14 protein-coding genes are annotated in these 14,332 nt (G+C 37.9%); 5 read left to right on the forward strand and 9 right to left on the reverse strand.

Annotation, left to right across the window (positions count from 1 at the left end; all coding sequences use genetic code 11):
- Positions 1-3: 3 nt before the first annotated feature.
- Positions 4-135, forward strand: coding sequence for a hypothetical protein (locus tag B7C41_RS20520; RefSeq protein ID WP_268875400.1), 132 nt, complete (start codon positions 4-6; stop codon positions 133-135).
- Between the two features lie 73 nt (positions 136-208).
- On the opposite strand, the gene B7C41_RS10490 is transcribed toward B7C41_RS20520, so the two are convergent.
- Entirely contained in the window at positions 209-1,297 is a 1,089-nt protein-coding gene (locus tag B7C41_RS10490; RefSeq protein WP_085298878.1) for an aldose epimerase family protein, read from the reverse strand.
- A gap of 143 nt (positions 1,298-1,440) precedes the next feature.
- Entirely contained in the window at positions 1,441-2,412 is a 972-nt protein-coding gene (ispB, locus tag B7C41_RS10495) for an octaprenyl diphosphate synthase (RefSeq protein WP_085299450.1), read from the reverse strand.
- A 233-nt stretch (positions 2,413-2,645) separates the two neighbouring features.
- Between ispB and rplU the strand changes: the two genes are divergently transcribed.
- The 4 genes from rplU to folA all read left to right on the forward strand — a co-directional run bounded on the left by rplU (position 2,646) and on the right by folA (position 5,352).
- Complete coding sequence (gene rplU, locus B7C41_RS10500; protein ID WP_085298879.1) at positions 2,646-2,957, forward strand: 50S ribosomal protein L21; 312 nt, start codon at positions 2,646-2,648, stop codon at positions 2,955-2,957.
- A gap of 16 nt (positions 2,958-2,973) precedes the next feature.
- Positions 2,974-3,231, forward strand: coding sequence for a 50S ribosomal protein L27 (rpmA, locus tag B7C41_RS10505; RefSeq protein WP_085298880.1), 258 nt, complete (start codon positions 2,974-2,976; stop codon positions 3,229-3,231).
- A gap of 325 nt (positions 3,232-3,556) precedes the next feature.
- Positions 3,557-4,717: an Obg family GTPase CgtA gene (gene cgtA, locus B7C41_RS10510; RefSeq protein WP_085298881.1), complete on the forward strand. Its 1,161-nt coding sequence runs from the start codon at positions 3,557-3,559 to the stop codon at positions 4,715-4,717.
- A 143-nt stretch (positions 4,718-4,860) separates the two neighbouring features.
- Entirely contained in the window at positions 4,861-5,352 is a 492-nt protein-coding gene (gene folA / locus B7C41_RS10515; RefSeq protein WP_085298882.1) for a type 3 dihydrofolate reductase, read from the forward strand.
- A gap of 104 nt (positions 5,353-5,456) precedes the next feature.
- Here folA and B7C41_RS10520 read toward each other — a convergent pair whose 3' ends face one another.
- The 7 genes from B7C41_RS10520 to B7C41_RS10550 form a co-directional block, all read right to left on the reverse strand.
- Positions 5,457-7,475 (reverse strand): methyl-accepting chemotaxis protein, encoded by a 2,019-nt coding sequence (locus tag B7C41_RS10520; RefSeq protein ID WP_085298883.1) that lies wholly within the window; start codon positions 7,473-7,475, stop codon positions 5,457-5,459.
- Between the two features lie 123 nt (positions 7,476-7,598).
- Positions 7,599-8,417 carry a symmetrical bis(5'-nucleosyl)-tetraphosphatase gene (locus B7C41_RS10525; RefSeq protein WP_085298884.1) on the reverse strand — a complete coding sequence of 273 codons (819 nt, stop codon included), beginning with the start codon at positions 8,415-8,417 and terminating at the stop codon, positions 7,599-7,601.
- Between the two features lie 9 nt (positions 8,418-8,426).
- Complete coding sequence (apaG, locus tag B7C41_RS10530) at positions 8,427-8,819, reverse strand: Co2+/Mg2+ efflux protein ApaG (RefSeq protein WP_085298885.1); 393 nt, start codon at positions 8,817-8,819, stop codon at positions 8,427-8,429.
- The gene (gene rsmA / locus B7C41_RS10535; protein ID WP_085298886.1) at positions 8,812-9,633 is read right to left on the reverse strand and encodes a 16S rRNA (adenine(1518)-N(6)/adenine(1519)-N(6))-dimethyltransferase RsmA; all 822 of its coding nucleotides are present in this window, start codon (positions 9,631-9,633) and stop codon (positions 8,812-8,814) included. Before rsmA ends, apaG begins: the two co-directional genes overlap by 8 nt.
- A gap of 24 nt (positions 9,634-9,657) precedes the next feature.
- Positions 9,658-10,644: a 4-hydroxythreonine-4-phosphate dehydrogenase PdxA gene (pdxA, locus tag B7C41_RS10540; RefSeq protein ID WP_158089134.1), complete on the reverse strand. Its 987-nt coding sequence runs from the start codon at positions 10,642-10,644 to the stop codon at positions 9,658-9,660.
- Entirely contained in the window at positions 10,641-11,963 is a 1,323-nt protein-coding gene (gene surA, locus B7C41_RS10545) for a peptidylprolyl isomerase SurA (protein WP_328590803.1), read from the reverse strand. The genes pdxA and surA overlap by 4 nt, the downstream gene beginning before the upstream one ends.
- Positions 11,963-14,239, reverse strand: coding sequence for an LPS-assembly protein LptD (locus tag B7C41_RS10550; protein WP_085298889.1), 2,277 nt, complete (start codon positions 14,237-14,239; stop codon positions 11,963-11,965). Before B7C41_RS10550 ends, surA begins: the two co-directional genes overlap by 1 nt.
- Positions 14,240-14,332 lie beyond the last annotated feature (93 nt).

The raw sequence follows: 14,332 nt of genomic DNA on the forward strand, positions 1-14,332 counted from the left end.
AATATGACGTTTCAAAAATGGTGGAAAACATTAAATAGCCATGAAAAGTCAGCAATGATTGTTTTATTGTCATCAGCAGGTATAGCGAATCTAATTAGCATTGGGTATGTTCTTGGGCAATGGTTTTATAGTTAAATATTTGGCTCTGGTAAACTCTCTTAATATGAGTGTTAATTATTAAGGGAGTTTAGCTTAAAAATAACTTGGGTTATTTATTAGCAAAAATAAAACGAGTTTTACTATAGAAAGGTGACTCTGGGCTAAGGATTGTATTGCTCATGCTTGCTCCGGTGTTTTTATTTGCCATTCTTTGTGGTTCAAAACAAAATGCTGAATGCTTTTGATATTGGCACTGCTCCTTACCCACTTGACTGCCATCAATGTAATTCGCTGTATATAAAATTAAACAAGGCTGATCGGTATACATAGTTAAGCGTCTGCCTGAGCTAGGATCAAATGCCATAGCCGAATAGTTATCGCCATCAATAGCGTCTTGGTTATTTAACCAATAATTATCAAAGCCTTTAGCTATTTTAACTTGTTCATCGTCGCTACTAATGTTTTTTCCTAATAACTCCGGCTGAGTGAAGTCTTGTGCGCTGTTAGTTACCTTTCTAATTTCCCCTGTTGGGTAAATACGTTCATTCATCGGTAAAAAATAATCGGCATTAAGCTGCACTTTATGGTGATAAATGCAACCTGAGCTGTGTCCAGCCAAATTGAAGTAGCTATGTTGGGTAAGGTTGATAGGCGTGCTTTTATCTGTATTGGCAAAGTATTCAACGTTTAGTTCGTTTTGCTGATTCAGGCTATATATGACTTTAAACTCAACGTTACCAGGGAAGCCGTTGTCTCCATCAGGACTTGTATGGCGTAATATTAAACTAACCTTATTATTGCTACTTTTAGTTTCTGCTTGCCATAGTTGCTTGTTTAACGCTTTGAAGCCGCCATGTAGTTGGTTGTCATTGTTATTAACGCTGAGTTGATAAGTTTTATCTTCAATGGTTAATTCACCCTTGTCTATTCGTCCGGCAAAGCGGCCTATGACCGCTCCTAAATAATACGGGTCTTCTTCATAAGATCTTACATTATCGTAACCAAGAACAATATCGGCAGAAACTTGGTTTTTATCTAAAGTTTCTAATGCAACAATAATGCCGCCGTAATTGCTGATTTTAATGGAAAGTCCATTGGTGTTTGACAGTGTATAAAGTTGCGTAATTTCGCCAGAGCTTAGTGTGCCAAAATCGTTGTGAATAATGGATAGGTGCTTATTTGAAGTTTCGCTAGGCATGAACTTTTCATTTTAGTATTTTCAAGTAGAAAGACTATAACAAATGCATTTATAAAATTGCTAGTGTTTAAAAAGTGATTATCAGGGGAAGGAATGAGGCAAAACTAAGCAACAGTTAAGCAGCTAACTGTTGCTTAAATACGTTAATGGCTACGATTAGCTGCAATATGAGCAAGTGAGATAAGTGCTTCTTTATGCTCTGATTCTGGTAAGCTAGCCAAAGCATTAATCGCTTTGTCGGCTTCTTGTTCTGCTTTTTTCTGAGTATATACTAATGAGCCAGTTTGCTTCATTGCTGTGAGGATTTCTTCAAGGTGATCCATGCCATCACCATTTTTAATTGCGCTATGAATTAAAGCGCTTTGTTGCTCATTGCCATGCTTCATTGCGTAAAGTAGTGGTAATGTCGGTTTACCTTCAGCTAAATCATCACCAACATTTTTGCCCATTTCCTGCGAATCAGCAGTGTAGTCCATAATGTCGTCAACTAATTGAAACGCCGTACCTAAATGCTTACCATAATTCAGCATTGCCATTTCTGTTTCATTATCTTGATCAGCGATTACGGCAGCTAGGCGTGTTGCTGCTTCAAATAACTTAGCGGTTTTGCAGTAAATAACCTGCATGTAACTTTCTTCAGTGGTGTCGGGATCATTGCAGTTCATCAACTGCAATACTTCACCTTCGGCGATAATATTAGTCGCATCTGAAAGTATATTCATAATGTGCAAGTTATTAAGTTCGCTCATCATTTGAAATGAACGAGAATATAAAAAATCACCGACTAATACACTGGCACTATTGCCAAACATCGCATTTGCTGTTTCACGACCACGACGCATATTAGACTCATCTACGACATCATCATGCAGTAATGTTGAAGTATGAATAAACTCAATAATAGCAGCAAGTTGTAAATGCTCACTTCCTTCATAGCCCATAGCTCTTGATGCTAATACAGTTAAAAGAGGCCGCATACGTTTGCCACCGCCGTTAACAATATAGATGCCTAATTGGTTGATTAAGGCAACGTCTGAATGGAGCTTCGAAAAAATAAGGTCGTTGACCGCTGTCATATCTTGTTGAGTCAAAGATTGGATGTTTTTGATATTCATAAAGCGTAACGAGCTGCCTTTCATGTTATAGTGTAGAAAATATTTCTGAGCTAATTTTACACGAAATTCATAATGATAGAAGTTTTCTAAGTGATAAGTTTTCACTTAAGTAATTATTATAATAAATCATTACTTTTATGCTTGCCCTATTAGATATCTTCGCGTAGAATTCGCGCCCTATAATTTTAAATTTAAGCGTCATCTCATAGATAGTGACGCAGTACGGAGTAGCTATGTACGCGGTATTCCAAAGCGGTGGTAAACAGCATCGTGTAACTGAAGGCCAAACAGTTCGTTTAGAGAAAATTGAACTTGAAATTGGTGCAGCAGTAGAATTCGAAAACGTTTTAATGATCGCCGATGGCGAGAACATCAATGTAGGTGCACCTTACATTGCTGGTGGTAAAGTTGTGGCAGAGGTTGTAACTCAAGGTCGCGCTGATAAAGTTAAAATTGTTAAATTTAAACGTCGTAAGCATTCACGTAAATCAGCTGGCCATCGTCAATGGTTTACTGAAGTGAAAATTACTGGCATTAACGGCTAATTAGGAGCGATTTACAATGGCACATAAGAAAGCTGCAGGTAGTACACGTAACGGTCGCGATTCAGAAGCTAAACGCCTTGGTGTTAAGCGTTTTGGTGGCGAAGCTGTTTTAGCGGGTAACATTATTGTTCGTCAACGTGGTACTAAATTCCACGCTGGTAACAACATGGGTATCGGTAAAGACCACACTCTATTTGCTTTATCTGACGGTAAAGTACAATTTGAAGTTAAAGGTCCTAAAAACCGTAAGTTTGTAAGCATTATCGCTGAATAATAGCTTTTAAACTTAAAAAACCCTGCTGTTATGCAGGGTTTTTTTTTGCACTGAAATAATTTATACCAATCAGATTAACTAAGTGCTCTTTTTAAATGGCCTAAATCTCCAATAACATTGTTGCTTTCATTCCCAATAGCCAGCTATTGGTCGGTCTAGCGCCTTGTTTTTGAAAATTTATCCTCATTAAAATCTGACCCATTAATTAATCTGATTGGTATCAATTGTTAATTTTTGTATAAAAAATGACTTTGTTCAAACTTAATTAAGCAAAATCATTTATAATAGTTCGCAGAAATAAAGTTTTGGAGTGTTTTAAAACACCATGAAATTCGTAGATGAAGTAGAAATACGCGTAGAGGCCGGTGACGGCGGTAACGGTTGTGCTAGTTTTCGTAAAGAAAAATACATTGAGTTCGGTGGCCCAAACGGTGGCGACGGCGGTGATGGCGGTGACGTTTACTTAGTTGCTGATGAAAGTTGGAATACCCTAATTGACTATCGCTTCGAAAGATTTCATCGAGCAAAGCGTGGCGAAAACGGTAAAAGTCGCGACTGTACAGGTAAAGGCTCTGATGATTTATTGCTAAAAGTTCCAGTAGGAACTCGTGTAGCTGATGTTGATACCGGCGAACAACTAGGTGATTTAACTCAGCACGAGCAAAAATTACTTGTCGCTAAAGGCGGCTGGCATGGCTTAGGTAACTCACGCTTTAAAAGTAGTACTAACCGTGCCCCACGCCAAAAAACCGATGGTACACCAGGTGAAATTCGTAACTTAAAACTTGAGTTACTATTACTTGCTGACGTCGGTTTATTAGGTTTACCAAATGCAGGTAAATCGACACTTATACGTAGCGTTTCTGCGGCTAAACCTAAAGTGGCAGACTATCCGTTTACCACCTTAGTACCTAACTTAGGTGTAGTGCGTTTAGATTCTCAGCGTAGTTTTGTTATTGCTGATATACCTGGTTTGATTGAAGGTGCGGCTGACGGTGCTGGTTTAGGTACTCAGTTTCTTAAGCATTTAGAACGTTGTCGTATATTACTACACGTTGTTGATGTGATGCCTGCAGATGGCTCTGATCCACTTGAGAATGCTCAAACTATTATTAGTGAACTTGAAACTCATTCTGTCGAGCTAGCGGGTAAACCACGCTGGTTGGTATTTAATAAGTTAGATTTAATGCTGGAAGAAGAGGCTAAAGAAGTCACTGAACGCATTATTGAAGGCTTAGGTTGGGACGGTGAAGTGCGCAGCATTTCTGCTTTTAATCGAACTGGTACTGAAGATCTTTGTCAAGGTGTGATGAGTTTCATTGAAGCCTTGCCGCCAGAGGAAGAAGAAACTCCTATTGATGGTAAAACCGTTGAGTTTAAATGGGATACCTATCATGAAGATGCGATGGCTGATTTAACCGACGATCTTGATGATGAAGATTGGGATGAAGATGACTACGATGTTGAAGTAGAATATAAACGTTAGTAAGAGTTTTTTATTCACCGACTTTTAATAAAGTCTTCATTTTAAAAGGTGCATTTGTATAATTACATTTGCGCCTTTTTTGTTGCCTTTAATCACGTATAATATTTTTATATCGAGTTAATCTAAAAATAAAAAGAGTGATTATGACCATACTATCTATGATTGTGGCACATGCTGATAACAGAGTTATTGGCAAAGATAATGATATGCCGTGGCATTTACCAGCAGATCTCGCCTATTTTAAAAGAACGACATTAGGCAAACCGATTATTATGGGACGAAAAACCTATGAATCGATTGGTCGCCCGTTGCCTGGTCGCAAAAATATTGTTATTTCGCGTGATGAGGAGTATCGAGCAGAAGGTGTTGAAGTTGTTGGCTCTGTGGAAGCTGCATTAGCATTAGTAAGTGATGTTGAAGAGGCTATGGTGATTGGTGGAGGTGCAATATATAAACATTGCTTACCAGCTGCACAACGCCTTTATATTACCCATATTGATGCCAATATTGCTGGCGACACTTATTTTCCTGAGTATGATCTTAATGATTGGCTGTTAGCAGTAAGTGAAGTTAAGGCTGCAGATGAGAAAAATAATTATCAATTACGTTTTAACGTTTACGAACGAAATTTGTAGTCAGTTATTTAATCATTTTTCGACATAAAAAAGAGCGCTTATAGCGCTCTTTTTATTTTAGATAGAAATTAATATTCAAATGAGCAATTAAGCTCTTAGAATATTTACAGTTTGAACTCTTGTACAGATTGTTGTAACTCTTCTGCTAAGCGTGCAACTTCACTACTAGATTCAGCTGTTTGTTGTGAACCTGCTGTAGTTTGCTCTGCAATAGCGACAATTGATTCAAGGTTTTCACTAATTTCATGTGCAACTACACTTTGCTCTTCTGCAGATGTTGCTATCTGAGAACTACGGTCAAATGCTTCATGAACAGCATGCGTAATAGTATCAAGCGCTTTTTCTGCTTCAACGCTCTGATCAACACAGTTACTTGCCTGCTTTTTACCTGTATCCATTACGGTAACGGCTTTTTCAGCGCCGCCTTGCAATACTTCAATCATATTTTGAATCTCTTGTGTCGATTCTTGTGTTCGACTAGCAAGCGTTCTGACTTCATCTGCTACAACGGCAAAACCACGCCCTTGTTCTCCTGCACGAGCAGCTTCAATCGCGGCATTTAATGCAAGTAAATTGGTTTGCTCAGCTATCCCTCTAATTACATCAAGTATTCCGCCAATTGATGCACTATCTTGTTGAAGTTTATTGATGACTTGTGAGGCAGACTCTACTTCGCTGGCTAGTAACTCAATTGTTTCACGGTTGCGTCCAGAAATCACTTTAACACGCTCCGCTTCATCATCTGCCTGTTTTATCTCTCCTAGTGCATCGTTCGCACTCGATAATACGCTTTGCGCAGTACTGCTCATTTCTGTCGTTGCTGATGCGGCTTGTTCAACTTGAGTGCGTTGTTCCTCAATTGCTGTTGTACTTTGAGCAGTAACAGCAGATGTTTGCTCAGCGGCAGTAGCTAACTGAGTCGAACGACTAACAATGCTTTGAATCAAGTTACGTAAGCTATCAATTAGTAAATTACAATTGTGTGATAATTGAGCAAATTCATCATCACCACTTTCATCTAATTTGCGTGATAAGTCGCCTGAAGCAACGACATTAAGCATTTCATTAACACGACCTAATGGGCGAATGATACTAGTCAGTGTTACCCAAGCAATAACAATGGCTAAAACTATCGAAATTATTGTGATAAGTAGAGTATTTCGAGTTCCTTCTGAGACCGAGTCTTCAACTAGTATGCCAGTAGCTATTGTAGTCTTATTAGCAAGCGCAACTTGCGTTGCTAATATTGCATTTGCATTACTAATACCATTTTCTGCCGACTTTAAGCTAGCTGTAGCAATTGCGATAGCATTAAGTTGGTTATTTTTGTTGGTGAATATTTGTTCGCTTCCAGTGATGTAATTTTTAAACTCTTCAAAACTAGATGTAAGTTCGTCGGCAACATCTGGCAGGCCCTGTTGATTTAATTCATTAAGAACATCGCTAACAGACTTTTCAATATCGCTAAAAGAGTTAGTAATTTCACTCGCAACTAAGGTCGCCGACTGCTGATCTGTAACTTCACGGTATTCAAACGACGAGCTCACCATACTATTTAGTAAGGTTTCTAACTGCTCTGCTAGACTAACTGCATGTTGCAACTTTGTTTCGGCTAATTCATGATCGGCAAGATCTAATAGTACTGTTGCTGTGTCGTCGGCTTTTTCTTCAACAATATCAACTTTTTCAACTAAGATATCGTGTTGTTCGATTGCCAATCTTCTATTACTGATAACACGATCAATTTCACTCTCTAAGCTGTTATAAACTGAATCTACTTTACGCAAATTGGCAATTAAGCTAGCTTCGCCATCAACAACACTCTTTAAGCTTTTTAATTGCGCCTTAAAATCACTTTTATCACTATCAAATGCTGTACGATTTTTGGCAAGTTCTGATAAGTTTGTTTGATAATATGCACGTAACGTGAGATTGCCAATATTTGTTAGATCATTAGCGAGTTTATTACTGCCCTTTAATGTTGGTATCGCAAGCTCATTTTGCTGTTTTGTAGCATCACCAATAGTCGCCAAACTATTCCACGATATTACACTGGTTAAAATGAGTAAAAGTGAAATAATGGTGAAACCACCAATTATTTTCATTGCTACTGTTAATTTCATAGTTCCCACCAATATATAAATTTAATTATCTGTTGCTTAATTATTATTAGACTACAAAGGAATAAGTACAAGCCTTTGTACTAGTATAACAAGCTAAATGACTTTTGAAACAGACGAGACTCGCTATCTTTGTATTTTGTGTGCTCGTTCAGTAAATAAACGCTTATCACTCCACCTTAGTATTGTTAAATGATGCCCCCAAACACAGCCAGTATCGAGAGCATATATGTTGTTTGGCTGGCATTGGCCCATTAGTGCGGCCCAGTGGCCGAATAGCCATTGAGTATTATCATCGATGTGCTGAAAATCGAACCAAGGTGATAGTTGTTTAGGTGCATTAGTTAAATTTTCTTTACATTTAAAATCTAAACTACGGTCACTGTGGCAATAGCGCATACGTGTTAAAGCATTAATGGTAAAGCGAAACCGACTGACTTCATCAGTAGCATTTTTCCAGCTTGTTGGTTGTGCACCGTACATGTGCTTCAGCCAATACTTAAGCTCAGGCGAAATTAAGTTTTTATGAGCAATGTTTGCTTGCTCCAATGCTATTTTTGGAGTCCATTCTGGTGATAAGCCTGCGTGACTCATATAGGTTTCTTCACCGGGCAGCTTTTGGATAAGAGGTTGGCTAATCAGCCAACCTAGCAGCTCTTCGGCATCAGGGGCAGACAACAATGCAGATAATTTATCTTGTGCCTTTACTTTTTTTAACCCATGAAATACCGACAATAAATGTAAATCATGGTTGCCTAATACTATTTTTGCACTATTTTTAAGCGACTTTATAAGTCGTAAAGTCGCGAGGGAGTCAGGGCCTCGTGCTACGAGGTCTCCGGCAACATATAACTGATCATTATTTTCAGAAAAAGCAATCTTACCGAGCAAGGTCTCGAGTTCACTATAACAGCCTTGGATATCACCAACAAAATAAACCGTCATAGCTTCCTACTAATTTAAAATATTAGGTTTGGCCAAGCGAAACAATGGGATATTCACTTGTATTAATTCGCCATTAGTTCGCTGCATTTGATAATGGCCTTGCATATTACCCAATGGAGACTTTAGCAAACAGCCGCTAGTATAAGTAAAGCTTTGGCCAGCTTTAATATGAGGCTGTTGTCCAATAACACCTTCACCGGATACTGTATTGCTTTCGCCATTGGCATCGGTAATTAGCCAGTGACGATTAAGCAGTTGAACGGCTTCCTCACTTTGGTTGACAATCGTGATGGTATAGCTAAAAACAAACTGTTGTTCGGCTTCAATTGACTGCTGCGCTATGTAGTCACTTTGAACTTCAACACGAATAGCATGCGAAATTAAAAAGTTGCTGTTAGTCATTATCTGCAATTACAGGGTTGTCAGTGATAAAATTTGCTAGCTTTATGAAGTCATTTAACCCCAAATTCTCTGGACGCAAACCTGGATTAATATCTAGTGATTGTAATTGTTCGACTGAAATCAATTTTTTAAAACTGTTACGAATGGTTTTTCTACGTTGATTAAACGCGGCTAAACAAACTTGGTTAAGTGCTTTAATATCTTTAACTGGATTTTTTATGACTTTATGTGGCACAAGACGAACTATAGCAGAGTCAACTTTAGGTGCAGGTTTAAAAGCTTCAGGACCAATTTCCATTACAGGAATAACCTGACACTGATATTGTGTCATGATTGACAACCGACCAAATGATTTACAGTCAGGACCGGATGCCATACGTTGAACAACTTCTTTTTGCAGCATAAAATGCATGTCTTTCACTTTATCTTTAAACGTTAACAAGTGAAAAATAAGTGGTGTAGAAATGTTATACGGTAAATTACCAAAAATACGTAGAGGTCTATCTTCGCTTGCTAGTTTTGAGAAATCAAATTTTAGTGCGTCTTCTTCGTAAATGGTTAATTTAGGTGCTAAGAATGGGTGATGGCGTAGTCTGTGTGCTAAGTCACGATCTAATTCTACTACGCTGAGTTCGCCTGCACGTTCGACAACAGGCTCAGTTAACGCACCAAGGCCAGGACCAATTTCGACTAGATTTTCATTTGGCTCAGGGTTAATCGCATCAACAATGTCACTTATTACCGCGTCATTATGCAGAAAGTTCTGCCCGAAACGTTTTTTTGCTTGGTGGCCTAAATGGGAATTTTTACTCATAATTTTGTATTGCTCGAATTGAAGCTAAGTTTGGTTATTAGCCAAAGTGATTGCGGTGCGAATAGCTTCATTGAAGCTTCCTGCATCAGCGTGATTACTACCCGCTAAATCTAGTGCGGTACCGTGATCAACTGATGTTCTGATAAAAGGTAGACCTAAGGTAATATTCACTGATGAACCAAAACCTTTAAATTTCAGTACAGGTAAGCCTTGGTCATGAAACATGCTTAATATGGCATCGGCCTCAGCAAGATATTTCTCTTGAAAAATAGTGTCTGCGGGCAATGGTCCGATAAGGTTCATGCCTTCTTGTCGTAATTCATCTAAAGCGGGGATCATAACATCAATTTCTTCTCGTCCTAAATGTCCATCTTCGCCCGCGTGAGGGTTAATACCACAAACATAAATTTTAGGGCTTGGAATACCAAACTTAGTGATTAAATCTTGATGTAATATACGTGCTACTTTTTGTAAACGTTCGTGAGTAATCGCTTTGGCTACATAAGCCAGAGGAATGTGGGTTGTGACTAGTGCAACTCTTAAGCCTTCTGTTGCCAACATCATGACTACATCAGAGCAGTTCGCTTGATGGGCAAAGTATTCTGTATGACCACTAAAGGGGATACCCGCTTGGTTAATTAAGCCCTTATGAACAGGGCCTGTAACTACTGCGTCAAACTCTCCTGAAATATTTTTTTCACTAGCAATACGTAAAGTTTCGACAACATAGTGGCCGTTGTTTGCATTAAGCTTCCCTGGTACACAAACATCATCTAACTCAACAGAAAGTACTATTAAGGTACCAGCTTGATGAGCTGTTGGCTCATCATTAGCATTATACTCTTTAATAATCAGAGGTAACTGAAGTAACTTAGCACGATCGCGCAATAACTGTGCAGAGGCGACAACAATTATTTGTGTCGGCCACGCGTATTGGGCTATTTTTATTATTAAATCAGGCCCAACGCCTGCAGGTTCACCAGGTGTTATTGCTATGCGTTTTAACACTATTTTTTATCCGTTTCGATAATTTCGATGTAAGCTTCATCGCGTAACTCTTTTAACCAACGAGCACTTTCGATGCCTGCTTTTCGATTATAAAGTATTTGATGTGCACGGTTTGAGTTCATTTGATTAGTGGCATCTAATGTGCGACGACCTGTTAATTGTACAATGTGCCAACCAAAAGAAGAACGAAATGGTTTGTGTATTCCGTCTATGTCTAATCTAGCTAGTGCTTTAGAAAATGCAGGATCATATTTACCTGGATCAGACCAACCCAAGTCACCACCTCGTACTGCTGTCGGGCCATCTGAATGCTCTTTTGCTAATTCAGCAAAATCTGCTTCACCAGCATTTAATTGCTCAACAAAGCCTTGTAACATAGCTTCCGCTTTTGCCTCACTGAGGATAATTGATGGTTCAATTAGAATATGTCTTGATTTTACTTCTTCAATTTCGACTACTTGACGGCCTCGTATATCAACAAGTTTAACAATACTAAAACCTAAACCAGTACGAATTGGGCCAAAAACACTGCCTTTTTCTTTACCATCGACAATTTTTGAAAATAATGTTGGCATTTCATTGATACTTTTCCAACCTAAATCCCCACCTTCAAGTGCTTTACCACCGCCTGAAGATGTCATTGCTATGTTTGTAAAGTCGCTACCACTGTTTAATAATTCAATAACTTTTTCCGCACGGGCTTTGGCAGCGTTTACATCTTCTTGACTTGGGTCGCTTGGGAATTCTATTAATATATGGCCTAGACGATATTCGACATCGTTATTAGTTTGTTCTTGCATCACTGATAATAAATTAGTGATCTCTTGAGGAGAAATGTAAATTCTACGGTTAAGACTAGCGCGGCGAACTTCACCAGAAATGAGTTCTTTACGAACATTTTCTCTATATTTTTCGTAATTTTCACCTTCTGCTATGAGGGCTTTACGAAATGACTCTAGTGTTTGGTTATTATCTCTGGCCATGTTACTTAAGGTTTCGTCAAGTTGGGCATCACTAACTTTCATCCCCATACGTTCACCTAATTGAGAGATGATACTATCGTTAATTAGCTTATCTGTGATTTGCACACGTAGTGCTCTGCTTGATGGAAGTTTTTGGTTGTTTTTCTTGGCTTGTGTTGTAATGGAAGCTATTAAATCTTTAATTTCAGATTCCAATACTACACCATCATTAACGACAGCGGCTACTCGGTCAAGTTCAACTTCTTCGGCAAAACTCGTAGTTGTAAAGTTAAACGCTAGTACGGAGCCAAGGAGTAATAATTTTAATGAATTTTTCATGTAACGTAAATTTCTTCTAATTAATTATTAAGGAAGTAAGGGCGTTTATAGCCGAATATACTTGAATTTAACATATCACTAACGCTGTTAGATGATTGTTTGCTATTTATGCCATTATATACAAATTGAATATTAAAACTGCTATCAAATGCATCGCGAGTATCATTTATATTATTAGCATCTTCAATCTTTGAGTTAATATTTCGATGAAATGTAAACCGTATACCCCAACAGCAACTACTATACTCAAGACCTGCATAACTTTCGATACTACGTTTTCCTTGTAAATCTTGTGTAAAGCGACCAACAAATTGCCAGCGTTGTGAAACTTTAACGCTAGTCGCCAATGACATTTGTTCTAATGACTCTCCTGAGACATCACTTGCATAACGATGGTTCAATTGAATTGTTTGATTATCAGAAAATAAATAGTCAATCGAGGTTTGGCTCTTACTTGTACTACTAGAGTCGGTATTGTATTGAATGTCACTACTAAATTGCCAATTTTGATTTAGATGTATAAATATATCGGCTGCTAGTGCTGATTTATCGGCAACAACATCTTGCTGACTGTTATTAAAATTACTCTCATTAAAATAAACAATACGACCTAGACTAAAACGTAATAATTCACTGTTTTTTTTGTTTAATAGTCGACTGGTAAGCCCCCATGATACTTGATTGGCTTGAGCGATTCTGTCTATGCCACTAAAACGGCGATCTCTAAATAAACCACTGTAGTCATCTTGCAAATTGGTGGTGTCATAAATGCCAATATTACTTTGATCCTTGTCAGGGATATACAAATATTGTAATTGTGGCTCTAACGTTTGGTTATAATTTTTTCCAAACAGTGACAAGTTGCGATCAAAGTTCACACCGCCATGAATACGTATTTTTGGTAAAGTTCTGCTGATATTTTTTTCTAACCTACTCGCTTTATCAATGTTTTTTTGCTGGTAATTGGTTTGTAGTATTTTTATTTCCGAATTCAAAAACCAAGCAGGTGTTACTATAGGATAGAGTAAGCCAGCTTCTATGTGGTACCTTTCAGCGGTAGGTTTAGTGTTGTCAGGTGTGTCGAAAACAGAAAGCTCTGAGTAAATATCAACAATACCATCAAACCCCGCTAATGCTTGTTGGCTACTTATTTCTATTTGTGGCAACGTTTTATAACTTTGTTGATGATTACCCAACACTTCAAAATCTTGTAATTTGAAAGTCGACTGCCAAGTGTCGGCAAAGTAAGATAATTCACCTACTTGATATAAATATGAATCACTTGAATTGAATTGGCGACTACCTAGATCAACTAAATAATTATCATCACTAATAGTGGTGTAGTCTACATGAGCACGAAACCTATCAGAGTATGTGCCAATATGCTGCAAGCGAGCCAAGTAGCGTGAATCATCATTGATAAGCTTTTTATCTTTGTTAAGGTATTCAATATCGACTTGTCCAGATTGCAAACCTTGCAAATATCTAAACTCAGTTATTAACTGTGTGCCACGGTCAGACATATAACGTGGCGTAATGGTAGCGTCCATATTTTCAGCAATGTTGATATAATATGGTGTTTGAATTTCAATGCCCGAATTGTTTGAAGAGCTGATAGTTGGATATAAAAAACCAGATTGACGCTCATCACCAATTGGCATGGTTAAATAGGGGACATAGAGCACAGGAATATCAAAAAGACTAAAGCGTGCATTATATGCTTGTAATGACTTTTCATCTGCTGAAATAGTAATTTCACTAGCACGCATTTTCCAGTCAGGTACCGCACCGTAGCAAGTAGTAAAACTAGAATCTATAAAACTTAATGTTTTGCCATTGCCGTTAATATTAATTTCTTCTGCACTACCATGACCTGCTGTGCCATTTAATTGATAAGATGTATCAGTAAGCAATGTTGTTTGTCGCTGTTCATTGATATTCAAGGTATTTGCGAAAATATCTATGCCTTTGTTTTGAAAGTGAATGTCACCATTTGCAATAACTGTAGCATTTTCTCTATTGACCGATAATTCCTCTGCGACAATAGACTTATCCTTATTTAATAGAGTCACACCACCAGTGAACTGGGCATATTCACCTTTTTTTATGCTTGATGTTGATGATAAAATAGTAAAGCTATCATTAGCTACTTTACCTGTTTTATCGGCTATTTGAGCATAACTTGGAATAGGACATTGGCTAACATCAGCTTTATTCGTATTATTATTTTGTGCGTTGCTGCCATAAGAGCAAAAAAGTAGGCAGGCAAAAGAAACTTTGTTTAGGGGAAAACGCATTTATCGTCCGAATAATTAACTTATAAAAATAAAAAGCTTAGAATAACAACGGTATTTTACCGCTAAAAATTGTAATAATATAGCAATTTTCAT

It is taken from the genome of Cognaticolwellia mytili (genome assembly GCF_002104475.1).
Classification (GTDB): domain Bacteria; phylum Pseudomonadota; class Gammaproteobacteria; order Enterobacterales; family Alteromonadaceae; genus Cognaticolwellia; species Cognaticolwellia mytili.

Excerpts from the sequence above, each read along its gene's own strand:
- B7C41_RS10520 (WP_085298883.1), bottom strand. The coding sequence starts at position 7,475 with ATGAAATTAACAGTAGCAATGAAAATAATTGGTGGTTTCACCATTATT.
- ispB (WP_085299450.1), bottom strand. The coding sequence starts at position 2,412 with ATGAATATCAAAAACATCCAATCTTTGACTCAACAAGATATGACAGCG.
- rsmA (WP_085298886.1), bottom strand. The coding sequence starts at position 9,633 with ATGAGTAAAAATTCCCATTTAGGCCACCAAGCAAAAAAACGTTTCGGG.
- rplU (WP_085298879.1), top strand. The coding sequence starts at position 2,646 with ATGTACGCGGTATTCCAAAGCGGTGGTAAACAGCATCGTGTAACTGAA.
- B7C41_RS20520 (WP_268875400.1), top strand. The coding sequence starts at position 4 with ATGACGTTTCAAAAATGGTGGAAAACATTAAATAGCCATGAAAAGTCA.
- B7C41_RS10525 (WP_085298884.1), bottom strand. The coding sequence starts at position 8,417 with ATGACGGTTTATTTTGTTGGTGATATCCAAGGCTGTTATAGTGAACTC.
- folA (WP_085298882.1), top strand. The coding sequence starts at position 4,861 with ATGACCATACTATCTATGATTGTGGCACATGCTGATAACAGAGTTATT.
- cgtA (WP_085298881.1), top strand. The coding sequence starts at position 3,557 with ATGAAATTCGTAGATGAAGTAGAAATACGCGTAGAGGCCGGTGACGGC.
- rpmA (WP_085298880.1), top strand. The coding sequence starts at position 2,974 with ATGGCACATAAGAAAGCTGCAGGTAGTACACGTAACGGTCGCGATTCA.
- B7C41_RS10550 (WP_085298889.1), bottom strand. The coding sequence starts at position 14,239 with ATGCGTTTTCCCCTAAACAAAGTTTCTTTTGCCTGCCTACTTTTTTGC.
- B7C41_RS10490 (WP_085298878.1), bottom strand. The coding sequence starts at position 1,297 with ATGCCTAGCGAAACTTCAAATAAGCACCTATCCATTATTCACAACGAT.
- apaG (WP_085298885.1), bottom strand. The coding sequence starts at position 8,819 with ATGACTAACAGCAACTTTTTAATTTCGCATGCTATTCGTGTTGAAGTT.